The organism is Rathayibacter sp. AC182 (assembly GCF_979253875.1).
Window position 1 is genome coordinate 2,013,145 of the sequence record NZ_CEEDEK010000005.1, and the last position, 21,792, is coordinate 2,034,936.

Here is a 21,792-nt window from a genome sequence, read left to right on the forward strand (position 1 = left end):
CCCCCTACCGTGGGGAGTACCCGACGAAGGAGTCCCCCTGAAGCACGTCCCCCTCGGCGCCTCCGGCATCGAATCCCCGAACGTCGTCCTCGGCCTCATGCGCATCCCCGACATGAGCGACGACGCCATCCGTGATCTCGTGCGCACGGCGCGCGACTCCGGCATCGACTTCTTCGACCACGCCGACGTCTACGGCAACGCCGTGCACCACTGCGAGGAGCGCTTCGCCGAGGCGATGCGGCTCACCCCGTCCCAGCGCGACGAGATCGTGCTGCAGACCAAGTGCGGCATCGTCGGCGACGGCCCCTACTTCGACTTCTCGTACGAGCACATCATCGAGTCGGTCGAGGGGTCGCTGAAGGCGCTGCAGACCGACCGCATCGATGTGCTCCTCCTGCACCGCCCCGACGCGCTCGTCGAACCGGACGAGGTCGCCCGCGCCTTCGACGAGCTGCACGCCGCCGGCAAGGTCACGCACTTCGGCGTCTCGAACCACACGCCGTACCAGATCGAGCTGCTGAAGAAGTCGCTGAACCAGCCGATCGTGGCGAACCAGCTGCAGCTGTCGGTCACGCACGCGCCGCTGATCGCGCAGGGAGTCGCGTCGAACATGGCCGCGCTGGATCAGTCGATCATGCGCGACGGCGGCATCGTCGACTACTGCCGCCTCAACGACATCACCGTGCAGGCGTGGTCGCCGTTCCAGGCGGGCTTCTTCACCGGTGTCTTCCTCGACAACCCCGCCTACACGGAGCTCAACGCGGTGATCGACCGCCTCGCCGGGCAGTACGACGTGCCCGCTATCGCGATCGCCACGGCGTGGATCACGCGCCACCCCGCGAACATGCAGGTCGTGCTCGGCACCACCAACGAGCAGCGCGTGCACGAAGCGGCGCTCGGCTCCGACATCCCCCTGACCCGGGCCGAGTGGTACGAGATGTTCCGCGCCGCCGGCTACACGGTCCCCTGATCTCCCACCCCGGAGGAAATGCGCGTCGGCGCACAGAGAGGGCACGGCTCCGGCCGTGCCCTCTCGCACGTCCGGGAGGCGTCAGATGCGCAGGCGCACGGTGACGGCGGAGTCGACCTCGACGCCCTCCGCTCGGCGCACGGAGGTCTTGAGCGGCACGAGGTAGCCGCGGTCCTTCGGCCACAGCGACGTACTCCAGGTGCTCGAGCCGAGCGTCACCGTCGCGGGGATCATGCCCCAGCCGTACGACACGTGGGCTGCGGCGTCCGCGATCGCCGGGACGTGCTCCTCCGGCACCCGCACCGAAATGCCAGGGCGCCGGCCCGCGCCAGAAGACGACGATCGCGTCGAACTCGATCTCCACGTGCTCAGCACCCGGGGCCGTCAGTCACCGAGTCGGCTCTTGCGGCCTGGGCTCTCGCGCAGTCCTCGACGATCAGGTCGAGCCGGCGTGCCGATCGGTCCGTCACAGAGGCACCGCATCGCGGAGCATGGCGTCGTCTCGTCCTCGACGCAGGCCGGATCGGAAGACGGCGTCGACGGAGCGACCGAGAAGCGCCTCCGCGCCGAGAGCGAACGCAGCGAGGGAGAAGTAGCTCGTGCCCGGCTCGGCGTCGACGATCACGTCGACGTCGCTGCCGCTCGTCGACGTGCCACGCGCGACCGAACCGAAGACGGCGACCGCGGTGATCCCCTGATCGAGATGCGAGATCGAGCAGTTCCTCTCGGTGCGCTCGCAGTTCCTGCAGCGACGGAGCCGTCGGTGTCGCACGCTCCTGCGCACGCACCTCTCCTCCATCACTGCTCATGACTCGACGGTACCGAGGGCGGAGGAGGTGTGCGGCGAAGACCCGGGAATAGGATCCGGCCCTCCGCGTTGAACTTGAGTGCAAGTGACTCAACTCTTCAGGAGGACTGGTGCCCGACAACTTCAACGAGGCCGGAGCGAACTCGTTCGACGACTTCCTCGCCCGTTACCTCGACGGTGAGCGCGCCCGCGCGGCGCGGTCCATCGACCTCAGCCGATTCCTCACCGCCCGTACCCAGAGCATCCTGCAGGCCGCAGGACGCTTCGCCCTCGAGCGCGGACAGACCGAGCTCGACGCCCTGCACGTGCTGCGCGTGCTCATCGACGACGAGGCCGTGGCTCAGGCCGTGCGCCGCATCGGCGTCGACCCCGGCGCGATCGCGACGGCCACGGAGGCGCGCCTGCCGCAGGCCGGCGAGGCCCACGCCCTCGCAGAGCGCCGCCACCATCACGCCCAGTGCGCAGCGCGCGCTGTTCCACAGCTACCAGGTCGCCCGCTCGAGCGGATCGACCTACATCGACCCCGAGCACCTCTTCTTCGCGCTCGTGCTCGGTCAGGACGCGCCCGCCGGGCAGGTCCTGGCGCGCGCCGGAGTGACCGCGGAGGCGCTCACCCAGGGACTGCGCGAGACCGTCACGACCGGTCCGGAGCAGCAGCAGGAGGCCGGCACCCCCGCCTCCGAGACTCCGATGCTGGACAAGTTCGGCACCGATCTCACGCAGCTGGCCCGCGACGGCCGGCTCGACCCGGTGATCGGCCGTGCCGACGAGATCGAGCAGACCATCGAGATCCTCAGCCGCCGCACCAAGAACAACCCGGTCCTCGTCGGCGAGGCCGGCGTGGGCAAGACCGCGATCGTCGAGGGCCTGGCCCGTGCGATCGTCGCGGGCGAGGTCCCGGAGCAGCTGCGCGACAAGCGCGTCGTCTCGCTCGACCTCCCCGGCATGCTCGCCGGAACCCGCTACCGCGGCGACTTCGAGGAGCGCCTCACGAAGACGATGGACGAGATCGCGGCCCGCTCGGGTGAGCTGATCGTCTTCATCGACGAGGTCCACACCGTCGTCGGCGCCGGGGGCGCGGGCGAGGGCGGCATGGACGCGGGAAACATCCTCAAGCCCCGGCTCGCCCGCGGCGAGCTGCACCTGGTCGGTGCGACCACGCTCAAGGAGTACCGCACGATCGAGAAGGACCCGGCGCTCGAGCGCCGCTTCCAGCCCGTCCGCGTGGGCGAGCCGTCGGTCGAGGACGCCGTCGCGATCCTGCACGGACTGCGCGCGGCGTACGAGGAGCACCACCGCGTGAGCTTCACCGACGACGCCCTCCGCGCCGCCGTCGAGCTCTCGGACCGCTACCTCCCCGACCGCGTGCTGCCCGACAAGGCGATCGACCTGATCGACCAGGCGGGTGCGCGACTGCGTCTCAGTCTGGGCGCGGAGTGGACACCTCCGCTCTTCTCGAGCGCCTCGCGGTGCTCGAGGGCGACAAGAACGCGGCGGTCTCGGCCGAGCACTACGAGGAGGCGTCGCGACTGCGCGACGAGATCTCGGCCGTGCAGGCCCGGCTCGACGAGGCGACCACGACCGGGCGCGCCCCGGTGGAGGCCGTGGTCGGCGAGACCGAGATCGCGGCGGTCGTGGCCCGTGCCACGGGCATCCCCGTGTCGCGACTGACGGAGGGAGCGCGAGCGCCTCGCCCACCTCGAGGACGAGCTGCACCGGCGCGTCATCGGCCAGGAGGACGCGGTGACCGCGGTCGCCCGCGCCGTCCGCCGCAGCCGCACCGGACTCGGCGACGCCTCCCGGCCCGTCGGATCGTTCCTCTTCCTCGGCCCGACCGGGGTCGGCAAGACGGAGCTCGCCCGCACGCTGGCGGGGTCGCTCTTCGCCGACGAGCAGTCCGTGATCCGCTTCGACATGAGCGAGTTCGGCGAGCGGCACACCGTCTCGCGACTGGTCGGCGCCCCTCCCGGGTACGTGGGCTACGACGAGGCCGGCCAGCTCACCGAGCGCGTGCGGCGGAACCCCTACTCCGTCGTGCTGTTCGACGAGATCGAGAAGGCGCACCCCGACGTCTTCAACCTGCTCCTGCAGGTGCTCGACGACGGTCGCCTGACCGACGGCCAGGGCCGCACGGTCGACTTCCGCAACACGGTGATCATCATGACCTCGAACCTGGGGTCGGAGTTCCTGGCCTCGCGCTCCGGTGCGCTCGGCTTCGTCGCGCAGAGCGACGCATCGGCCGAGGGCTTCGCCTCGGAGAAGGACCTGCGCGACCGCGTCATGGGCCGTCTCCGCGAGGCGATGCGGCCCGAGTTCCTGAACCGCATCGACGAGATCGTGCTGTTCCGCAAGCTCGGCCGGGCGCAGCTCCGCGAGATCGTCGGCATCGTGCTCGACGCCACCCGTGCCCGGCTCGCGCCGCGCGAGGTGTCGCTCGAGGTCACGGAGGCGGCGATCGACTGGCTCGCCGAGCACGGCTACGAGCCGCAGTACGGCGCCCGTCCGCTCCGCCGCCTGGTGCAGCGCTCGGTCGACGACCGCATCGCGGACCTGTTCGTGAGCGGTGACGTGACCGACGGCGGCGCGGTGCGCGTGGACGCGGTCGGCGGCGAGCTCGTCGTCACGTCCGCGTCGCGGATGCCGATGGCGGCGTAGGCCGCCCGGATCCGACGCCCCGGCTCCCTCCTCGGGAGCCGGGGCGTCGTCGTGTCCGGCGACGGGCCCTCGCGCGACCGCTTGCGCGGGGGAGCGGGGCCGGATAGACACGGGAGAGCACGAGAACCGGAGGCCCGATGTCGAATCCGCGCTACTACGACCCGGTCGGTCGCGCGATCCGCGCCCTCCTCTGGATCGCCCTGGTCTGCTTCGGACTGGCGGTCGGCTTCTTCGCGCTCGACGTCGTCACTCCGGGATCGATGACGGACGCCTCGCGCCCCTACGCCGAGGCGAGCGGGGCGCTCGCGTGCTTCGGCATCGCGGCGCTCATCGTGCACTTCGCCGTCGTCGCGATCGTCGGCGCGATCCGCGGGCGCGGGCAGTAGGGACGGAGCCGGGCGCGTTCGGCTCGCGGAAACACGTTCGGCTCGCAGGAATCCGTGGATTCTGCGAGCCGAACGTGGTCTCACGAGCCGGAGTCAGCCGAGGCGGCTCACGGGCACTTCTTCGCCGTGATCGAGACCTTCAGGGTCGCGTCCGGAGCGACGGAGGATCCGCCCGCCGGCTCCTGACCCGTCACCTGGCCGGCGTCCGGAGCGTTGCCGTCCTCGGTGCAGGCGAGGGTGATCTTCGTGAAGCCCGCTGCTCCGAACGCCGACTTCGCGGCCTCGAGGTCCTGCCCCGTCACATCCGGCACGGTCTTCTGGTTGCCGGTGCTCGTGAACACGGTGATGCCGGTACCCGCCTGGGCCGAGCCCGACGGGTCCTGACGCGTCACGGTGCCGACCGCGGCATCGCTGGCCTCGGTCCCGCCCTCGATGAGCGAGAAGCCGGCCGCTGCGAGCTTGGCCTTCGCGTCGGCGACGGTGAGGCCCTTCACATCCGGGATCTCGACCTTGGGCACGACCTGCAGCGAGCCGTTCGCCTCGGGGAACGCCTCCCCGCCGTACTTCGCGTTCGCCGCGGCCATGACGACCGGCCAGATCCGGTGCCGGGCCGTGGCCGCGGATCCGGAGTCGAACGCGTAGCGGCCCGAGCGCAGGCTCGCCTCACCCTTGACGTTGAAGACGCCGACGGCGGTGGCGACGCGGGTGCTCGCGCCGGTCATCCAGGTGGCGACGGCGTCGTCGGTGGTGCCCGTCTTGCCGATCAGGGGACGCCGTCGCGCGTCCTCGACGCGGAGGCGGTGCCACCGGACGTGAACGTGGATCTGCAGGGCGACCGCGGCGGTGGCCGCGACGTTGCCGTCGAGCGACTGGCGGCAGTTCGCGGCGGGCACGGGCTGCTCCGCGCCGGCCGCGTCGGTGATCCGGTCGATCGCGATCGGATCGCAGGTGATGCCGCCGGAGGCGATGGTGGCGTAGGCGCCGGCCATCGAGAGCGGGGAGACGTAGTTCGTGCCGAGGACCGTCGCCGGGAAGCGGTCGAGCTCGCCGTCGCTGCCCTGCACCACGCCCATGTCGACCGCCGTGTCGCGGATCGCGCAGAGGTCGAGCTCGCGTGCCATGCCGACGAAGCCCGTGTTCAGCGACGTCTTCGTGAAGTCCGCCGCGGTGCCGACCTGTCCGCCGCCGCCCTCGTCGTTCCGGGCGCTGGTGTCGTTGCTGGTCGTGGTGCCCCCGGGCTCGCAGGAGTCGGTGAAGGTGCCCCACGTGGCTTGCGGGTGCCGTCGACCCGCTCGTTGATGCTGTGCCCCTCCTTCAGCCACTCGACGAGGGTGAACAGCTTGTAGGTCGAGCCGGGCTGGATGCCGGACGAGCCGCCGTAGGCCTTGTCGGTGCTGAAGTTGATGGCGCTGTAGGACGCGTCGGCGTTCAGGACGTCGGGGTCCTGCGAGTACTTCTTGTTCTGGGTCATGGCGAGCACGCGACCGGTGCCGACCTCGACGCTGACCGACACGGCTCCGACGTCGAAGTTCCACGTCTGCGGGACCTGCGCGTTCACGGCGTTCACGGCGGCGTCCTGCAGGTCGACGTCCAGCGTCGTGTAGACGTCCTGGCCGCCGCGGCGGAAGTTCGTCCAGCGGGTGTCCTCGTCGGCGCCGAAGATCTCGTTGTTCTTCAGGACGTTGGTGACGTAGTCGCAGAAGTAGCCGGCGTTCCCGGCCGTCGAGCACCCGGTGCTGGGCTCGGTGATGACGGGCTCGACGGGAGTGGCGATCGCGGCGTCGTGGTCGGCCTGCGTGATCTTCCCCTCCTCCAGCATCTTCCCGATGATGTAGTCGCGGCGCTCCTTGTTGCGGACGTAGCCGTTGGCGGCGCCGTTGTCGGGGTTCTCGGGCTGGTCGATGCGCAGGTTCGCCGGGTTGTTGACGATCGCGATGAGGCTGGCGGCCTGGGCGATCGTGAGGTTCGCGGCGGAGGTGTTGAAGTAGTAGTTCGCGGCCGTCTCGAGGCCGTAGGTGGTGCCGCCGAAGAACGCGATGTTCAGGTACCCCTGGAGGATCTGGTCCTTCGTGTACTCCTTCTCCGAGGCCGATCGCGAGCTTCATCTCGCGGAGCTTGCGCTCGGGAGTGGTCTTGGTGGCCGCGTCGATCGCGGCGGCGCGCTCGACCTCGTCCGTGATGTTGCGGACGGCCTTCTCGACGAGGACGTTCTTCACGTACTGCTGGGTGATCGAGGATCCGCCCTGGACGTCGTTGCCGAGCACGTAGGTCCGGGCGACGGCGCGCAGCGTGCCGGGGAGGTCGACCCCGCCGTGCTCGTAGAAGCGCGGGTCCTCGCCCGAGACGGCGGCGTCCTTGGCGAACTGCGAGATCTGATCGAGCGGCACCTCGATGCGGTTCTCGACGTAGAAGGAGGCGAGCAGCTGGGTCGAGCCGTCGGTGCGCGTGGCGAAGATGTTGCTCTTCTCGGAGAGCTTGTCGACCTCGGAGTACTCGGGCAGTCCGTCGAAGACCCCGATGGACTGGTTCGCCGCGACGCCCGCGATCGCCACAGCGGGCGTCACCGTGGCGGTCACGAGGACTCCGGCCACGACGCTCATGCCCAGGAAGCCCACGATCGCCTTGATCACCGCCGCCGGTGGTCCTTCTGTCGCTCGCCAATACGTCTCCTTCGGGTACCCCGGTCTCGCGGGGGCGGCAGCCCTCGCCCTGACGCGCTCTGCGACAGGTCAACCTCGACAGACTAACCCGAGACCTCCGGAAGACGAAGGCCCGGTCCGGGGCCTGAACGGAGGCTGTGACGCGGCGTCGGGGCGGCCCGGCGGCGGGTGTGCGCGTGCAGGGGGCCGCGCGAGCGCCTCCTTCTTCCGCGTCGAGGTGATGGTCGTCTGAGAAGCACACACAGGTTTGTGACGCTCCGGGCTATGGTCCCGGGGCGGCGAGAGAGCGCGGCCTCACTGCGGGGGCTCGCCTCACCGACTCCGCACGTCGTCGAGCGCTCGGGCTCAGCGAGGCTCCTCCACAGGCGGGCCGCGTTGCGCCACACGAGTATGCCCTCTACTCTCCGAGGAAACCTCACCGAACCGAAGGAGATCTCATGTCACTCACCCGGCGCGCAAGCGCTCTCGCCCTCGCCGCGGTCGCGGTCGCGACCCTGACGGCTCCGGTCGCTGCGGCGGCGGAGAGCCAGTGCCCCACGGGCTGGAGCTGCGTGTGGACGGACAAGGACTACTTCGAGCAGCTTCTCCGGGCGCGGCAACGCGAACTACAACGAGTACCACGCGCCCGGGGGCTTCATCTTCCAATGACTCGATCTCGAGCATCAAGAACCGCTTCCCCGGGTACAAGAACTGGTACGAGCACATCGACCGCGGAGGCCTGAGGCTGGAGGTCCGCGCTGGCCAGAAGATCGCCAACCTCCAGTCCGAGGGCACGGGGGTCTGGTGGCACCCGGACTGGAACGACTTCATCTCGAGCGTCGACTGATGCCGCAGCTCCGCCCGCTGGGTCTGATCGCGCTGCTCGTCCCGGTGCTCGGCGTGAGCGCGTGCACCGCACCGACTCCGGGGCCTCGGATCAACGGGATGCCCGCGAATGTCGACATCAGTGCCTACGCCGATGTCCATGCGGTCCTGAACAGGGAGGACGAGACGATGGTCTTCCCGATCGATGCCTTCTTCATCGACCCGCCGACGCGCGGGCGGATCCTGCAGGCGAATGCACTGCTCTGGGACGAGTGCATGCGGGCCGGCGGGCGGAGCTACCCTCCGGCGGAGTTCGATCTGACGGGGTCCGCTCTCGTTCCCGACACGAACTACGGCATCTGGAGCGCGGACCGGGCGGCGCACTTCGGCTACGGGATGGACCCGTCCGACGGAGCGGAGATGGAGGCGGCCAACGCCGCCTACATGGCGACCGACGCGGATCCGGGGTGGGAACCCGCGTTCGAGAAGTGCACCGACACCACGGTCCTCCTCCCGGAGCCGGGCCGGTGGACCGCGGGCCCGGAGGCGATGGCGGTCGCAGGGCCGGCGAAGCAGGTGGCGAGCGACGCGTACGCCCTCGCGACCGCCGACCCGGAGTGGGACCGCGCGCGGTCCGAGTGGAGCGACTGCCTCGTCGCGAACGGCCTCCGGCTCCGCAGCGGTGAGGAGTCGCCGTGGGGTCCGGAGGTGCCCGAGGATCCCGAGGCGGCCATCCGCACTGCGGTGCTGGACGTGCAGTGCAAGCAGGAGACGGGTCTGGTGGAGACGTTGAGCTCGCTGGAGGCGCAGTACCAGGCGGCTCTGATCGATCAGAACAGGGCGGCGCTGGACGAGGTCGCCGAGAAGGAGCAGGAGATCATCGCGCACGCCGACAAGATCCTCGCGGAGCACAGGCGATGAGCGACAGCGCGGCCCCGCGTCCGACTCCCGGCCGTGGTCCGTCCGCGGCGCTCGCGGTGTTCGTCGTCGTGGTGCTCCTGGTGGGGTCGGCGGGTATCGCGATCGGAGCGTCGATGCCCTCGACCGCGGATGTCGACGAGGCCGCGATGCGGGCGCCTCCGCAGGTCGATGCCGCCGTCGAGCGGCGCCCGTGATCCTCCGCGCATGCTGCAGGGGCTCGTCGACGCGGGCGACACCCGGAAGGTGGCGTTCGGCGGGGTGAGCGGCGGAGTGCTGCCCTACGTCACCGAGGTCGGCATGGCGGCCGGATCCCGCTCTCGAACGGGCGGCTGCTGATCGCTGTCGCCGACCAGCCCCGCATCGCGCTGCACGTCGAGGCTCCGCTCTACCGCGATCTGCAGGTGGGCGACGAGGGGCGGGACGTGCAGGCGTTCGAGTCGGCGCTCAAGGCGGTCGTCCCGGGCGACTTCGACGTGGACGAGGACTTCACCGCGAACACCCTGGCTGCCGCGGGGAAGCTCTGGGACGGACTCGGGTACGACCTCCCGACCCGCGTCGTCGACGCCGTCGCACCGTCGTCCTCCGGGGTGACGACCACTGCCACCACGGCATCGTCGGCTCCTGTACCTGCTGCGTCCGCACCCGCCGGCGCCGCATCGGCTGCCCCCGTGCCCGTCGCGTCTGCGTCCGCCGCCCCGGCCCCGAGTGCCGCCGCGGTGACGCAGGCTTACATCGACGTGACCCAGATCGTGCAGCTGCCCGCCGACTCGGTCGGGGTCCTGAGCGTGCTCGCCGTCGGGGCGACCGCCGCCGCCGACGCCCCGCTGGCGACGCTGCAGACGAGCCCGCGCCGGGTCGTCGCGCGCGTCCGTGCTCGATGCCGAGGAGTTCGCCGTCGGGGTCTCGGTGACCCTCCGCGTGAGCGGCCGGTCCGATCAGAGCGGCGTCGTCGTGCGGCAGGGCGAGTTCGTCGCCTCCGACGGCTCCGCGCAGAGCATCGCGGGCAGGGACGTCTTCGTCGATCTGCCCGGGGACTGGGCCGACCTCGCCGAGAAGTCGACGGTCATGCTCACCACCGTGGAGGCCGGCGAGCCGGTGCTCGCCGTGCCGCTCGCCGCCGTCCACGACGCCTCGACGGCCCATTCGTCCTCGCCTGGGGCGGCGACCGCTCCGACCCCGGCGAGCACGTGCCCGTCGAGGTGCTCGGCGCGGGTGACGGCTGGGCTGCGGATCGGCGAGGAGTCCGGACTCGTCGAGGGCGACCGCGTCGTGGTGAGCCCGTGACCGCTCCGCTGCTCTCCCTCCGCGGAGTCTCGCGGCGCTACGCGGGTGCGGCCGGGGCGCCGGCGCTCAGGGGGATCGATCTCGACGTCCACGAGGGGGAGTTCGTCGCCGTCGTCGGCCGCTCGGGCGCCGGGAAGTCGACGCTCCTCAACGTCCTCGGGCTGCTCGACTCGGCCGACTCGGGGGAGTACCGCATCGCAGGCTTGGACGTCTCGGGTCTCCCCGAGCGCGAGCGGGACGTCCTGCGCTCGCTCACGTTCGGCTTCGTGTTCCAGGACTCGTTCGTGCTGCCGCGCGAGGCGTGGCCTGCAACGGCGGCGCTGCCGCTGCGCATGCGGAGGGAGGGCGACGACGCGCAGATCTCCGCCGTCGCCGACGTGCTCGACCGGTTCGGCCTCCTGCGGCTGGCGGAGCAGTCGGCGGCCACCCTCTCGGGCGGGGAGCGCCAGCGCGTCGCGCTTGCCCGCTGCGGTCGTCGGCCGACCCGCGGTCGTCCTCGCGGACGAGCCCACCGGCAACCTCGACTCGGCGACGACGGCGGTCGTGATGGACCTGCTCGTGGAGCTCCACCGCTCCGGAGTCACCGTCGTGCTGATCACGCACTCGGCGGAGGTCGCCGCGGTGGCCGGACGCTCGATCCGGCTCGAGGACGGCGCGATCGCGTCCGTCAGCGGCGCGTCCTCCGCGGCCGGACCGGGGGTTCGCCGTCCTCCGAGGCCGCGCCGGCGGCCGCGCCGTCCGCCGAGGCGGGACCGGCGGCCCGCCGGTCGGGTCGCCGGGGACCGGCGTGGGCGCTGGGCGACGCCGTGTCGGCCCTGCTGCTCTCGCCCGCCCGCACGCTGGGAGTCCTCGCCGCCTTCGTCCTCGCGATCGCGGGGCTCGTGTCCTCGGTCGGGATGAGCGCCACGGCCGCTCAGCAGGTCGCGCAGCGACTCGACGCGGCGGCACTCGATCAGGTGACCGTCCAGATGCCGGAATCGGCCTCGGACGACGAGCTGCAGGAGGCCGCCACGGCGATCGCCGCCCTCGACGGGGTCGTGGTCGCCGGTCCGAAGGTGTCGCTGGTCGGAGCGGAGAGCCGACCGGGGCGCTTCCTCGGTCCCGACGAGGTGACGACCGAGGCGCCCGTGCTGGCGGTCGACGAGTCCTTCCTCGCCGCCGAGCTGGTCGAGTCGTGCCTGCGACGGCGTCCGCCTGGCTCGACCTCGCCGACGGGTCGCCGGTGGCGCTCCTGGGAACGGGAGCGGCCGAGGACCTCGGCATCCCCGTGGGACGCACCGGCGACACCATCCGGATCGCCGGCCAGGCCGTCGTCGTCGCGGTTTCATCGTCGCTCGACCCGTGATCCGGCTCTGACGGAGTCGATCCTCGTCTCGCTGACCGACCTGGCCGTCCCGCCCCGGTCCGAGCGGCAGGGTCGCCCGTACTCGCCGGGGCGTCCCGCGGCCCTCGCCGAGTCGATCCCGCTCGTGATCGATCCCGGACGGCCCGAGCGGATCGTGGTGCAGACCGTCGCCGACCTGCGGCTGCTCGCGCGCGGGTGAGCAGCGATCTCGCGGCGAACCTGCTCGTGATCTCGGCGGTGCTCCTGCTCCTGGTCTGCTTCAGCAGCGCCACGTCGATGTTCCTCACCGTGTCGGCGCGCACCCGCGAGATCGCGCTCCGACGGGCGGTCGGGGCGACCCGGCGCGACATCCGGCTGCTGTTCCTGATCGAGGGGGCGGCGATCGGACTCGCGGGCGGGGTATCAGGTCTCGCGCTCGGCTGGGCTCGGCGGCCTCCTGACCGCGGTGCTGAGCGGCCTGCAGGGCTGGTCGCCGGTCCTCGACCCCGCCAGCGCGCTCGGTCGGCGTCGCTCCGGGGTCGGTGCGGGCGCGGTCTCGGCGGTGGGCCCGGCGTTCCGCGCCGCGCGGATCGAGCCCGCGCTCGCTCTGCGGGCCGGATGAGCCGCGGGAGGAGCGGGGCTCCTCGTGGCAGCGGGTGTCTCCTAGGGTGCTGGTATGTCGAGTCCGCACCTGACCACCGTCCGCAGCAGGGACGGCCCGAGCAGCCCGAGCAGCCCGAGCGGTTCGAGCAGCGGGTCCCGCCCGAGCAGCAGGCCCAGCCCGAGCACCAGGCCCAGCCCGTTCAGCCCGTCCACGAGCCCGCACCGCCCACCGGCGCGATGCCCTACGCGCTCGGATTCCTCGCCCTGACCGCCTCCGTTCCTCTCGATGCTGGTTGCCGGCATCGTGATGGCGGCCGTGCACCCTTCCTCCCGAGCGCGCGGCGGAGTGGCCGCCGAGAACGGCCGCCGGGCCGCGAACTGGGGACTCACGGTGATCCTCGTCACGGTGCTGACGCTGGTCGAGCACTTCGTGCTGCTCTTCGCCCTGACCGCCGACGCCCCGTCGACGTCCTTCTACCCGATCGGCATCCCGATCACGCTCTTCGCCGTGCTCTGCGTGGTCCACCTCGTGGTGATCATCTGCGGACTCGTGACCGCGAACCGCGGCCGCGTCCTCCGGAACCCTCGCGATCCGTTCCTCCGCCGCCGCGCGCGCGTGACGCGTCAGGACGTCGCGACCGGCCAGACGTAGTCGAGATCGTCCAGGACCCCGGGAAGAGCGGGGCGTAGTGCTCGGGGGCCTTGGCGATGAGCTTGCGACCGGTGCGACCGGTGCAGCTCCTCCCGGCAGCCACGGCGGCAGCGGGAATCCACCGAGGAGGTACGCCTCGGCGTCCTCGAGGACCGTCTCGAGCACGGCCATCGTCTTCTCGGGCACGTGTCGGCGAAGCCGCGGGCCGACCACACGGCGCACGTCTCGCGCTGGTACGCCATCAGGGCGGGCCTATGGCCGCGCCACATCGCGGTCACCGGGTGGTGCTGCCAGCCGTAGCCCGGCACGATCAGCGCCTTCATCACCTGCAGCGTCTCGACGCGCTGCTTGCCGAGCCTGCGGTCGTCGAGGCTCTCGGCGCTCGCGCGGAAGGAGGGAAGGAGGAAGGTCTGCATCCCTCCGGTGAACACGAGGGCGTCGCGCATCGGCCACCCGGAGGTCACGTCGAGGACGCCTTCGGACCGTAGCGTGCGGTCCATGGCCGACTCCCCCTCCTCGCCACCGACGACGTCCAGCTGCGCTGGGCGCGGCCCGAGGTGCTCGACTCCTCGCGGCACCGGATGCTCCGCCTCCTCAGCCTCGCCGAGCGCCTGCGCTTCGAGGGCCACCGGCCGTCGCGAGGCGCGCGACAGCTTCCTGCTCGGCCGCGTGCTCGTGCGCGAGCTCGCCGCCGAGACCCTCGGCATCGATCCGCTCGAGGTCGTCGTGGAGGCGCGCTGCACTCGCTGTGCGGCCCGCACGGTCGCCCGGTCCTGGGCGGCGAGCACCCCGCGCTCGAGCGGATGCGCATCAGCATCGCGCACTGCGAGGGCGCGGTCGTGGCGGCGCTGGCCACCGGTCGCGACGTGGGCATCGACGTCGCCCGTGCGCGGGTGGTGCGCGAGCGGATCGCCTCCGGCCGGGAGAGCGCCGAGCAGGTGCTCGAGGGGCTGCGCGCGCAGGCCGTCACCAAGGCCGACGGTCGCGGAACGGGTCTGGACGAGTCGGTGCGCTTCCGCACGCGCGGAAGGCGGACCGAGGCCTGGATCGACGGCTCCGAGCGCTACTTCGCCGTCTCGAGGCCGTCGGTCCACTCGGCGCTCGTCGTCACCCTGGCTCGCGCAGGACTGATCAGCGCTCGACCGACCAGCGCTCGACCGACCCGCGCGCGCCGCGCGCCTCAGGAGGTGCGGCGCCACGTGCTCCGCGAAGCCGGCGGCGACCTTGGCCGCACGTCCGGGTACGGGGTGTCCCGAGACGTCCCGGTGGAAGATCTCGACCTCGATGTCCCCGGTGTAGCCGGCCTCGACGACCGCCCCGCGTCAGCAGCGGGAAGTCGATGACGCCCTCGCCCACGTAGTGCCGCGAGAGCAGCACGTCGGCGGCCAGCGGAGTGGCCCAGTCGCACACCTGGTACGAGGCGATGCGCCCCTCGGCGCCTGCGCGGGCGATCTGCGGCAGCACCGTCCGCCGGGTCCCACCAGACGTGGAACGTGTCGACGACCACACCGACCGCGGCGGGATCGAAGGGCGCGGCGAGATCCAGCGCCTGGCCCAGCGTCGAGACGACGGCGCGGTCGGACGCGCACTTGGGGTGCAGCGGCTCGATCGCCAGCTGCACTCCCGGTGCCGCGCGCGTAGCCCGCGAGCTCGGCCAGCGCCTCCGACACCCGGGCGCGCGCGCCGACGGTCGCGCGAGCCCTCGGGCAGTCCTCCGCGACGAGCACGAGCGCCCGGAGCGCCGAGGGCCGCGGCCTCGTCGATCGCGCGGCGGTTCTCGTCCAGCGCCGCGCGCCGCTCCGGCCCTCCGGGACCGTGAAGAAGCCGCCGCGGCAGAGGCTCGACACGCGCAGGCCGCTCGGCGACCAGGCGCATGGCCTCCGCCATGCCCACCTCGGCCACGGGCTCGCGCCACAGGCCGATCGAGGAGTAGCCGGCGCGAGCAGTGACGTCGAGCCCTCCCGCAGCGAAGGCGAGCTTGATCGTCGCCTGGTTCAGGGACAGCCGCGGATGCACGGTGCCGGCTCCGGCGGCGACGACCGGCTCGAGGGCGGTCATGCGAGCACCGTCCGGAGGCGCGTCGACGCCGTTCACGGCGAGCATCCCGGTCCACCGGGCGGCGCGAGCTCCGGACGCTCGAGCGCCCCGGCCTCGTCGGCCAGCCGCACGATCTCGGACAGGTGCGGCAGCGAGCGGGCGGAGTGCAGCCCGCCGACCATCGAGAACGCGCTCTGGTGGCCGTTCAGCCACGACAGGAACGCGACACCGGTCTTGTAGTACTGCGTCGGAGCGGCGAAGACCTGGCGCGCGAGGGCCTCGGTCGGGCCGAGGATCCGGCGGTAGGCCTCGACGTCGTCCGCGTCGAGCGCCTGGATCGCGGCGGAGGCGTTGGGTGCAAGGCGGCGAACGCGCCGAGGAGGGCGTCGGAGTGGCGACCTCGCCGTCGGCGTCCTGCCCGCCCTCGATGAGGCCGACGTAGTTGAAGTCGTCGCCGTGAAGGTCGCGCCGAGCGGGAGCGCGCGCGCACGGCGATCTCGGCGTCCGCGTCGAGCAGCGACATCTTGATGCCGCGGACCTTCGCGAGGTTGTCCTCCGCGATGCGGATCACGGTGTCCGACGCGGTGGGCGGCGTCCTCGGAGCCGAAGTAGCCGGTGAGGACGGAGTCGAAGGCCGGTCCGAGCCAGTGCAGGACGACCGGGCGCGACGCCCGCTCGAGCACGGCGCGGTAGACGCGCTCGTAGTCCTCGCCCGACTGCGCCGCCCGCGCGAGGTGGCGGCTGGCCATCAGGACCACGCCCACTCCGGCAGGTCCTCCGCGACCTCGAGCTGCTCGAGGTAGGCGTCGATGACGCGCTCGAGCGGCACGACGTCGTCGGTGAGCTGGTCGGTGTTCACTCCGACCACGACGTCGCCGCCGACCGAGGCGGCCTCGGCGCCGCTGCGGCGGATGAGCTCGGTCGTCGCGGCCCAGTCCATGCCCATGTTGCGCTGGGCGGTGTCCATGGCGTCCGCGGCTCGAGGCCCCACGACCAGACGTGGTGCCGGAATGCGAGCGTCGCGTCCCAGTCGACGGTGGCGGGGCTCCCGGGCGTGTTCCTCGGCCCAGGTGACCGGGACCACATGCGCGGCCGCGTAGGCGACCCGGGCGCCGAGCGGGCGGCGGGGCGCACGAGGTCCGGGGCGGGGGAGCAGTGTGCGCGGCGGAGCGATCCGTCCGGCGCGATCAGCGTGACGTCGGTCACGGGCGACCTCGCTCGGGGCGGAGGCGGCGAGGGCGCGCTCGTCGGCCTCGGCGTCGAGCGCGGCGATGTCGATGCGGCGGCCGTCGCGCGCCGACTCGAGGGCCGAGCTCGGCGAGGCGGACGCCGCGGGCGCCGGCGAAGAAGTCGTAGGGGTGCGGGCCGTTCTCGACCACCGTGGCGGATGAACTCCTCCCACTGCGTCCCGAAGCCGTTCTCGAAGACGTCGTTGACGGGCAGCTCCTGCCAGTCCTCGGCGTAGACGTGCTGCTCGGGCAGATCGGGGTTCCAGGTGGGCTTGGGAGTCGCGACGCGCGGCTGCACCTTGGCGCCGAAGAGCCCGACGACCGCGCTGCCGAGCGTGCCGTCGACCTGGAACTCGACGAGCTCCGGGCGGTTCACGCGCACGGCCGAGGAGGAGTTCAGCTGCACGGTCGCACCGCCGGCGACGTCGAAGATCGCGTAGGCCGCGTCGTCGGCGGTCGCCGTGTACTCGTCGCCGTTCTCGTCGACGCGCACGGGGATGTGGGTCGCGGCCTTGGCGTAGACGCCCTCGACGGCGCCGAACAGGTTCTCGAGCACGTAGTTCCAGTGCGGGAACATGTCGACGATGATGCCGCCGCCGTCCTCCTTGCGGTAGTTCCAGCTGGGGCGCTGAGCGTCCTGCCAGTCGCCCTCGAAGACCCAGTAGCCGAACTCGCCGCGCACCGAGAGGATGCGGCCGAAGAATCCGGAGTCGATGAGGCGCTTGAGCTTCTGCAGCCCCGGCAGGTAGAGCTTGTCGTGCACGACGCCGTTCTTGATGCCGGCCTCCTTGGCCAGCTCGGCGAGCTCGAGGGCCTCGGCGTAGCTCTCGGCCGTGGGCTTCTCGGTGTAGATGTCCTTGCCCGCGGCGATGGCCTTCTTCAGCGCGGGGACGCGCGCCTTGGTGACGAGAGTCCGCGTAGATCTGCCACTTCGGGTCGGCGAGGGCGGCGTCGAGATCGGTGGTCCAGTGCTCCAGGCCGTGACGGGCGGCGAGCTCGGCGAGCTTGGCCTCGCTGCGGCCGACGAGCAGCGGCTCGAGCTGCACGCGGGTGCCGTCCGAGAGCAGCACGCCGCCCTGCTCGCGGATCGCGAGGATCGAGCGGACGAGGTGCTGGCGGTAGCCCATGCGGCCCGAGACGCCGTTCATGATGATGCCGAGGGTGCGCGGCGCGGCGGTGGCGGGGGTGGTCGACTCTGACACGGAGGCCCTTCTGATGTGCGGTGCTGCGACCGGCGGAGAGGCCGGGCGGAAAGCGTTTACCAGAGTGTAGGACCGCTCCTCCACCGGGGGCAAGCGCATTCCGTGCCCGGTTGTCCTCCGGCCTTCCGGGGCGACGCAGGATGCCACTCCGGGTACCGCGACACGCGGTGGGAAGCGGAGGGAGTTGCATCTCGTGGGAGTCCGCCGTCGGGCCGGGATCCGCGCACGTTCAGCACGGTGTCGTCGGAGGCGGTGTGCTCGAGCGGGCCCGCTCACTCGAAGAGCGACAGCGTGAGCACCGCGGTGTACCGACCCGCCCGGACGCCCGCCGGCGTCCTGCAGGATCAGCTCGGCGTCGGCCGTCCACCGGCCGGGCCGGGCGCCCTCGGCGATCGACAGAAGCGGGGCCTCGACGAGTCCGGGGCGCGGCCCGGCCGATCCGCCGTCCAGGACCGTGAGCGCCACGGGCCCCGCCGCGGCGTCGTCGCCCTCGAGCAGGCGCGGGGTCCAGCCGAGGTGCTCGACCCCGATCGGCGGCTGACCGCTCGTCCCGGTGAGGGCGGTCGCGGAGCCGAGCACCGACCAGCCCGGGCGGTCCGCGACGGGTGTGCGGGTGTCGCGCACGGTCACCGTCGGCAGTGCTCCGACGAAGCGGCGGACCGCGGCCGTGCTCCCCGACTCGGACAGCGCCGCCGCGTCGCCCGCGACGGTCATCGCGAGCGCGCCGGGATCCGACGGCGGGTCGATCGCGACACCCACGTCGACGCCGCCCGCTCCCTGCTCGACGGGATCCGGCCCCGGATCGACGGGCGCCTGCTCGACGGGCGCCTGCTCGACCGGCCCCTGCTCGACGGGCAGCGCCGACCCGACGGGGGACTCCCCGGGGAGCGGTCCCGACCGGTTCCCCGCCGGAGAGAGCCGTCGGAGAGGGCCGTCGGGTGCAGGCGGCGACGGGTGTCGCGACTCCCTCGTCGGTCATCCCGCTCGAGCGCACCCCGCTGATCGGGTCGGCGGCCGGAGCAGGGACGTCCGCAGCCGCGCTCGTCGCCGTCGGCGCCGGTGCCGACGGCGGAACCGCCTCCGGAGCCGCCGCGGCCGTCGCGAAGAAGAGGGCCAGCACGAGGCCGGCGGTGGGGGCGGCCGCGGCGAGGGCGGCGGTGCGGGTGCGGTGGATCACGGGTGGTTCCTGGTTCTGCCGTGCGTCGTCGGAGCGGCTCTCCTTGGTACCAGCGCTGCCCGCTCCACCGAGACCCCTCGTCCGGTGCACGCGGCGGCAGGACCCCTGGACGTGCAGGAGCCCCGGCCGCGGGAGGGGTTCCTCCGCCCGACCGGGGCTCCTGCGCTGCGCTCCCGGTCAGCAGCTCCGCGGCGGGTACGCGGCGCTCTGCTCGAGCGTCTCGCCGCCGCCGACGGCGGTCACGACGACCTCACCCGCCGGAGCGGTCTTCTGGCGCGTCGTGAACGTGTGCGTCGCGTTCGCTCCGACCGCCACCTGCGTGAACGCCTTCTGGCCGTAGCTCGAGCGGATCGTCACGTCGACGGGCGCCGCGGATCCGTTCGTCGCCGTGACCGACAGGTACGCCTTCCCGGCGATGCACCGGGTCGAGACGGTCACCGGCACCACGAGCGCGGGCGCGGCGGCCTCCGGCACCACGATCTCGGGGATCTTCACGTACGAGTTCGGAGTCGCGAACGTGATCCGCAGCCCCGTCGCCGTCACCGCGCCGAAGGAGAGCGTGGTGGCCGAGCCGTTCGCCGCGACCCGGAGCGGCCTGCGCGGTGGTCGGTCGCCAGACGCCGTCGGTGCCGCGGTAGGCGACGCTCGCCGAGGCGAGGGTGCCCTCCGTGTTCGTGAACGTCAGCCGGTCGACGCGGTGCGCCTCGGCGAGGGTGAGCGTGAAGTCCGAGCTGCTCTCAAGCGCGGTCCCGGACCAGGTCGACCAGGCGGTCGCCGAGCTCCCGTCGCAGGCGTTCGCCGCGGGGAGCGTCGACCACTCCGTCTGGCTGAACGAGGCGCGCACGCTCGCCCGGGATCCGGCAGAGGTTCACCGGAGGAGCATCGCCCCAGATCTCGACCTCCGAGATCGACTGCCACGTGTTCGCCGCACTGGTGAGGTGCAGGCGCACGGCCGCGGTGTCGGGGAGGGAGGAGAGATCCAGCGCCACGGTCGGTGCGGCATCGGCGGCCACCTGCGTCAGCGTCGCCGAGACGGTCGACGTGCGCCAGGCTCCGTCGACCTGGTACTCGACCTCGACCTTCGAGGGCCAGGTCGCGCCCCGTCCTTGAACGTGTGCACCGTGAGCGAGTCGAGGTCCTGCGGCGAGCCCCACGGGCGTCGAGGCGGCTGTCGCGCGGGTATCCGGAGGAGGTCCAGTCGTCCCAGCCCTTGCCCTTCACGTCGCCGTCGATCAGCTTCGGAGCCAGATCGGCGCGGCTCGATGCGGTCACCGCGGACTGACGCGCGAGGTTCACGATGCCGGGCTCGGCCACCTCGACGGTGCGCGTGAAGCGACGGCCGTCCGAGTACTCGGCGTCACCGGCGAGCACGCCCGTCACCTGCAGCGTGCCGAGGACGTTCGGCCCGGTCGGCTCCAGTCGACCGCGGTGTCACGCGTGCCGCCGGGGAGCGGACCGACACGGTCGCGGGGAGGAGGCCCCGATGTCGGCCGCGCGGGTGACCGTCTCGGGGAGGCGGTCGTCGACGATCGACCAGAGGCCGGCCCCGACGCCCTTGTCGTCCCAGTAGGACGCGTCCCAGCCGTCGGCCCAGCGCGCCGGGTCCTCGACGGCGGGATTGCGCATCTCGGAGTCGGCCGTTCTCGCCGATGGTCATCGGCAGCCAGACGTAGTTCGAGTCGGCGGCGCCGTCGTTCCACCGGTCGCCCAGGTAGACGTGCTTCCCCGGGCCCAGCGTCAGGACGTCCGTCGACTGCGAGCCGAAGGTGGTCTTGCGGGTGTCGCCGACAGAGAGGAGGCCGTCGCCGCCCTCGGGGATCTGGTTGTAGGGCACGTTCTCGGAGGTCGCCGGCCTGGACGCCGCGGATCCACGGTCCGAGCACGCTGTCGGCCGTGTAGTAGGTCTGCGGGTTCGGCGCCCATCCGGTCGCTCCCGAGGCGAGCGTGAAGTACTTCCCGCCCTCGGTGAAGATCGCGGGAGCCTCGAGGACGCCGCACTCCTTCGCGATCTGGAAGTCGGTGCCGCGGACCGGGCGCCGGGCGCGTCCGTCGGCGAAGACGTACGGGTACCGGCCGTCGGCCGAGTACTGGTTCGCATCGAGGGTGTCGGTCGTCGTCGTGCGCTCGACGTTCGTGTAGTCCGCGTCGAGCTTCGCGATGTACAGGCTCCGGTTCTCCTCGAGGAGTAGGAGATGTAGGCGGTGCCGTCCTCGTCCTGGAAGACGGTCATGTGCGGGCCTCGCCCCGGCACGGCCGCCGAGATGCACGCCTTGCAGTCGGTGCGGTTGTAGAGGCGGTACGCGCCGGTCATGGTGAACGGGCCGGTCGGGCTGTCCGACACCGCGACCGCGGCCATCGAGCGCGCGTAGGTGCTGCCGCCGGTGTGATCCGGCCGTCGGAGTGCCACCAGCATCACCCACTGGTCGTTCTTCTCGTTGTAGAGCACCTTCGGGCGCTCGAAGATCGCGGTGTTGGGGGAGGTCTGGTTCGTGTCGAGGTGGTAGTCGATCTCGGCGATGCGGTCGGCGCGCGGGTGCCGCGTCGTCGACCGTGTCGTAGAGGGCGTCGAAGTAGGGCTGCTCGAGCTCCTCGGGAGCCTGGACGCTGCGCAGCGCCGTGCCGCGGTTCTCCCAGTTCAGCCCGTCGGTCGAGCGGTACACGGCGACTCCGGGGGAGTTGTAGTACCCCTTCGTGCGGTCCTCGCCGTACCAGTAGTGCACGTCGGCGCCGTCCTCCTGGACGGTCACGATCTGCCCGCCGTGCGCCTGGATGTGGCGCCCGTCGGTGTCGTACCAGCTCGGCTGGAAGTAGCCGGCCGCCTCCGCCCGGATCCTGGATCGCGGGGTGGAGTCGTACGCGAGCGGCGGATCCGCGCAGGACCCCGTCGGCGGGATCGGTCACCACCGTGCTCGCGAGCGGCGCGGCCGCGACGGCCGGCGCTCCTGCGGCCAGCAGGCCGGTGACGACGAGGCCGTCACCGCCCATCCGAACGGTCTCTTCCTGGGCGTCATGCTGTGCTCCTTTGCACGGGGACCTCGGGGTGTTCTCGCGAACAGGTCCGCGTCCCACGTACATGGTGA

General features: G+C 72.1%; 21 protein-coding genes and 8 pseudogenes. 13 read left to right on the plus strand and 16 right to left on the minus strand.

Features of this window, described 5'->3' with window-relative positions:
* Positions 1 to 37: 37 nt before the first annotated feature.
* Positions 38 to 970, plus strand: coding sequence for an aldo/keto reductase (locus AC0CII_RS22645; protein ID WP_465226368.1), 933 nt, complete (start codon positions 38 to 40; stop codon positions 968 to 970).
* A gap of 81 nt (positions 971 to 1,051) precedes the next feature.
* Here AC0CII_RS22645 and AC0CII_RS22650 read toward each other — a convergent pair whose 3' ends face one another.
* Positions 1,052 to 1,273: a DUF1905 domain-containing protein gene (locus AC0CII_RS22650; protein WP_465230698.1), complete on the minus strand. Its 222-nt coding sequence runs from the start codon at positions 1,271 to 1,273 to the stop codon at positions 1,052 to 1,054.
* A 163-nt stretch (positions 1,274 to 1,436) separates the two neighbouring features.
* Positions 1,437 to 1,754 (minus strand): nucleotidyltransferase family protein, encoded by a 318-nt coding sequence (locus AC0CII_RS22655; protein ID WP_465230699.1) that lies wholly within the window; start codon positions 1,752 to 1,754, stop codon positions 1,437 to 1,439.
* 134 nt (positions 1,755 to 1,888) lie between these two features.
* Between AC0CII_RS22655 and AC0CII_RS22660 the strand changes: the two are divergent.
* Positions 1,889 to 4,433: pseudogene (locus AC0CII_RS22660) on the plus strand (ATP-dependent Clp protease ATP-binding subunit).
* Positions 4,434 to 4,570: 137 nt separating this feature from the next.
* On the plus strand, positions 4,571 to 4,819 hold the full coding sequence (locus AC0CII_RS22665) for a hypothetical protein (protein WP_207407122.1): 249 nt from the start codon (positions 4,571 to 4,573) through the stop codon (positions 4,817 to 4,819).
* Positions 4,820 to 4,926: 107 nt separating this feature from the next.
* Here AC0CII_RS22665 and AC0CII_RS22670 read toward each other — a convergent pair whose 3' ends face one another.
* From AC0CII_RS22670 to AC0CII_RS22680, 3 genes and pseudogenes are all read right to left on the minus strand, one after another.
* The gene (locus AC0CII_RS22670; protein WP_465231062.1) at positions 4,927 to 5,940 is read right to left on the minus strand and encodes a PASTA domain-containing protein; all 1,014 of its coding nucleotides are present in this window, start codon (positions 5,938 to 5,940) and stop codon (positions 4,927 to 4,929) included.
* A 17-nt stretch (positions 5,941 to 5,957) separates the two neighbouring features.
* Entirely contained in the window at positions 5,958 to 6,878 is a 921-nt protein-coding gene (locus tag AC0CII_RS22675; protein WP_465231063.1) for a transglycosylase domain-containing protein, read from the minus strand.
* Between the two features lie 37 nt (positions 6,879 to 6,915).
* Positions 6,916 to 7,419: pseudogene (locus AC0CII_RS22680) on the minus strand (transglycosylase domain-containing protein); the annotation flags it as partial.
* Between the two features lie 589 nt (positions 7,420 to 8,008).
* Here AC0CII_RS22680 and AC0CII_RS22685 point away from each other — a divergent pair.
* The 7 genes and pseudogenes from AC0CII_RS22685 to AC0CII_RS22715 all read left to right on the plus strand — a co-directional run bounded on the left by AC0CII_RS22685 (position 8,009) and on the right by AC0CII_RS22715 (position 12,434).
* Positions 8,009 to 8,305 (plus strand): hypothetical protein, encoded by a 297-nt coding sequence (locus tag AC0CII_RS22685; protein ID WP_465230700.1) that lies wholly within the window; start codon positions 8,009 to 8,011, stop codon positions 8,303 to 8,305.
* Entirely contained in the window at positions 8,305 to 9,204 is a 900-nt protein-coding gene (locus AC0CII_RS22690) for a hypothetical protein (protein ID WP_465226363.1), read from the plus strand. Before AC0CII_RS22685 ends, AC0CII_RS22690 begins: the two co-directional genes overlap by 1 nt.
* Positions 9,201 to 9,398 (plus strand): hypothetical protein, encoded by a 198-nt coding sequence (locus AC0CII_RS22695; protein WP_465230701.1) that lies wholly within the window; start codon positions 9,201 to 9,203, stop codon positions 9,396 to 9,398. The genes AC0CII_RS22690 and AC0CII_RS22695 overlap by 4 nt, the downstream gene beginning before the upstream one ends.
* 10 nt (positions 9,399 to 9,408) lie before the next feature.
* The gene (locus tag AC0CII_RS22700; RefSeq protein WP_465230702.1) at positions 9,409 to 9,540 is read left to right on the plus strand and encodes a hypothetical protein; all 132 of its coding nucleotides are present in this window, start codon (positions 9,409 to 9,411) and stop codon (positions 9,538 to 9,540) included.
* An 86-nt stretch (positions 9,541 to 9,626) separates the two neighbouring features.
* Positions 9,627 to 12,032 (plus strand): ABC transporter ATP-binding protein, encoded by a 2,406-nt coding sequence (locus tag AC0CII_RS22705; protein WP_465230703.1) that lies wholly within the window; start codon positions 9,627 to 9,629, stop codon positions 12,030 to 12,032.
* Positions 12,033 to 12,070: 38 nt separating this feature from the next.
* Positions 12,071 to 12,247, plus strand: a pseudogene (locus tag AC0CII_RS22710) (ABC transporter permease); the annotation flags it as partial.
* A gap of 31 nt (positions 12,248 to 12,278) precedes the next feature.
* A complete protein-coding gene (locus AC0CII_RS22715) occupies positions 12,279 to 12,434 on the plus strand; it encodes a hypothetical protein (RefSeq protein WP_465230704.1) in 156 nt (51 codons plus the stop codon).
* A 41-nt stretch (positions 12,435 to 12,475) separates the two neighbouring features.
* Here AC0CII_RS22715 and AC0CII_RS22720 read toward each other — a convergent pair whose 3' ends face one another.
* Positions 12,476 to 12,628 (minus strand): hypothetical protein, encoded by a 153-nt coding sequence (locus AC0CII_RS22720; RefSeq protein WP_465230705.1) that lies wholly within the window; start codon positions 12,626 to 12,628, stop codon positions 12,476 to 12,478.
* A gap of 73 nt (positions 12,629 to 12,701) precedes the next feature.
* Here AC0CII_RS22720 and AC0CII_RS22725 point away from each other — a divergent pair, with 73 nt between their 5' ends.
* Positions 12,702 to 13,067: a magnetosome magnetite crystal formation protein family gene (locus AC0CII_RS22725; protein WP_465230706.1), complete on the plus strand. Its 366-nt coding sequence runs from the start codon at positions 12,702 to 12,704 to the stop codon at positions 13,065 to 13,067.
* Here AC0CII_RS22725 and AC0CII_RS22730 read toward each other — a convergent pair.
* From AC0CII_RS22730 to AC0CII_RS22760, 7 genes and pseudogenes are all read right to left on the minus strand, one after another.
* Positions 13,040 to 14,161 carry an MSMEG_6728 family protein gene (locus tag AC0CII_RS22730; RefSeq protein WP_465231064.1) on the minus strand — a complete coding sequence of 374 codons (1,122 nt, stop codon included), beginning with the start codon at positions 14,159 to 14,161 and terminating at the stop codon, positions 13,040 to 13,042. The two genes, AC0CII_RS22725 and AC0CII_RS22730, sit on opposite strands and share 28 nt — an antisense overlap.
* A 90-nt stretch (positions 14,162 to 14,251) precedes the next feature.
* Positions 14,252 to 15,125 (minus strand): annotated as a pseudogene (locus AC0CII_RS22735) (sugar phosphate isomerase/epimerase family protein); the annotation flags it as partial.
* Positions 15,126 to 15,157: 32 nt separating this feature from the next.
* A pseudogene (locus AC0CII_RS22740) lies at positions 15,158 to 15,675 on the minus strand (DUF993 family protein).
* A 76-nt stretch (positions 15,676 to 15,751) separates the two neighbouring features.
* A pseudogene (locus AC0CII_RS22745) lies at positions 15,752 to 15,853 on the minus strand (DUF993 family protein); the annotation flags it as partial.
* Positions 15,853 to 16,188, minus strand: coding sequence for a DUF993 family protein (locus AC0CII_RS22750; protein ID WP_465231065.1), 336 nt, complete (start codon positions 16,186 to 16,188; stop codon positions 15,853 to 15,855). The pseudogene AC0CII_RS22745 and the gene AC0CII_RS22750, both read right to left, overlap by 1 nt.
* A pseudogene (locus AC0CII_RS22755) lies at positions 16,122 to 16,310 on the minus strand (dihydrodipicolinate synthase family protein); the annotation flags it as partial. The gene AC0CII_RS22750 and the pseudogene AC0CII_RS22755, both read right to left, overlap by 67 nt.
* 49 nt (positions 16,311 to 16,359) lie before the next feature.
* A pseudogene (locus tag AC0CII_RS22760) lies at positions 16,360 to 17,481 on the minus strand (Gfo/Idh/MocA family protein); the annotation flags it as partial.
* 345 nt (positions 17,482 to 17,826) lie between these two features.
* Between AC0CII_RS22760 and AC0CII_RS22765 the strand changes: the two are divergent.
* Entirely contained in the window at positions 17,827 to 18,537 is a 711-nt protein-coding gene (locus AC0CII_RS22765) for a hypothetical protein (protein ID WP_465231148.1), read from the plus strand.
* A complete protein-coding gene (locus tag AC0CII_RS22770; protein ID WP_465230707.1) occupies positions 18,474 to 19,052 on the plus strand; it encodes a hypothetical protein in 579 nt (192 codons plus the stop codon). Before AC0CII_RS22765 ends, AC0CII_RS22770 begins: the two co-directional genes overlap by 64 nt.
* Here AC0CII_RS22770 and AC0CII_RS22775 read toward each other — a convergent pair.
* From AC0CII_RS22775 to AC0CII_RS22785, 3 genes are all read right to left on the minus strand, one after another.
* On the minus strand, positions 18,963 to 19,556 hold the full coding sequence (locus tag AC0CII_RS22775) for a discoidin domain-containing protein (RefSeq protein WP_465230708.1): 594 nt from the start codon (positions 19,554 to 19,556) through the stop codon (positions 18,963 to 18,965). The genes AC0CII_RS22770 and AC0CII_RS22775 overlap by 90 nt on opposite strands.
* On the minus strand, positions 19,450 to 19,866 hold the full coding sequence (locus AC0CII_RS22780) for a hypothetical protein (protein WP_465230709.1): 417 nt from the start codon (positions 19,864 to 19,866) through the stop codon (positions 19,450 to 19,452). The genes AC0CII_RS22775 and AC0CII_RS22780 overlap by 107 nt, the downstream gene beginning before the upstream one ends.
* A gap of 222 nt (positions 19,867 to 20,088) precedes the next feature.
* Positions 20,089 to 21,459, minus strand: coding sequence for a glycoside hydrolase family protein (locus AC0CII_RS22785; protein ID WP_465230710.1), 1,371 nt, complete (start codon positions 21,457 to 21,459; stop codon positions 20,089 to 20,091).
* Positions 21,460 to 21,792: the final 333 nt, after the last annotated feature.

Coding starts and splice junctions, on each gene's coding strand:
- AC0CII_RS22665 (WP_207407122.1), top strand. CDS start 4,571: ATGTCGAATCCGCGCTACTACGACCCGGTCGGTCGCGCGATCCGCGCC.
- AC0CII_RS22670 (WP_465231062.1), bottom strand. CDS start 5,940: ATGGCACGCGAGCTCGACCTCTGCGCGATCCGCGACACGGCGGTCGAC.
- AC0CII_RS22690 (WP_465226363.1), top strand. CDS start 8,305: ATGCCGCAGCTCCGCCCGCTGGGTCTGATCGCGCTGCTCGTCCCGGTG.
- AC0CII_RS22695 (WP_465230701.1), top strand. CDS start 9,201: ATGAGCGACAGCGCGGCCCCGCGTCCGACTCCCGGCCGTGGTCCGTCC.
- AC0CII_RS22700 (WP_465230702.1), top strand. CDS start 9,409: ATGCTGCAGGGGCTCGTCGACGCGGGCGACACCCGGAAGGTGGCGTTC.
- AC0CII_RS22725 (WP_465230706.1), top strand. CDS start 12,702: ATGCTGGTTGCCGGCATCGTGATGGCGGCCGTGCACCCTTCCTCCCGA.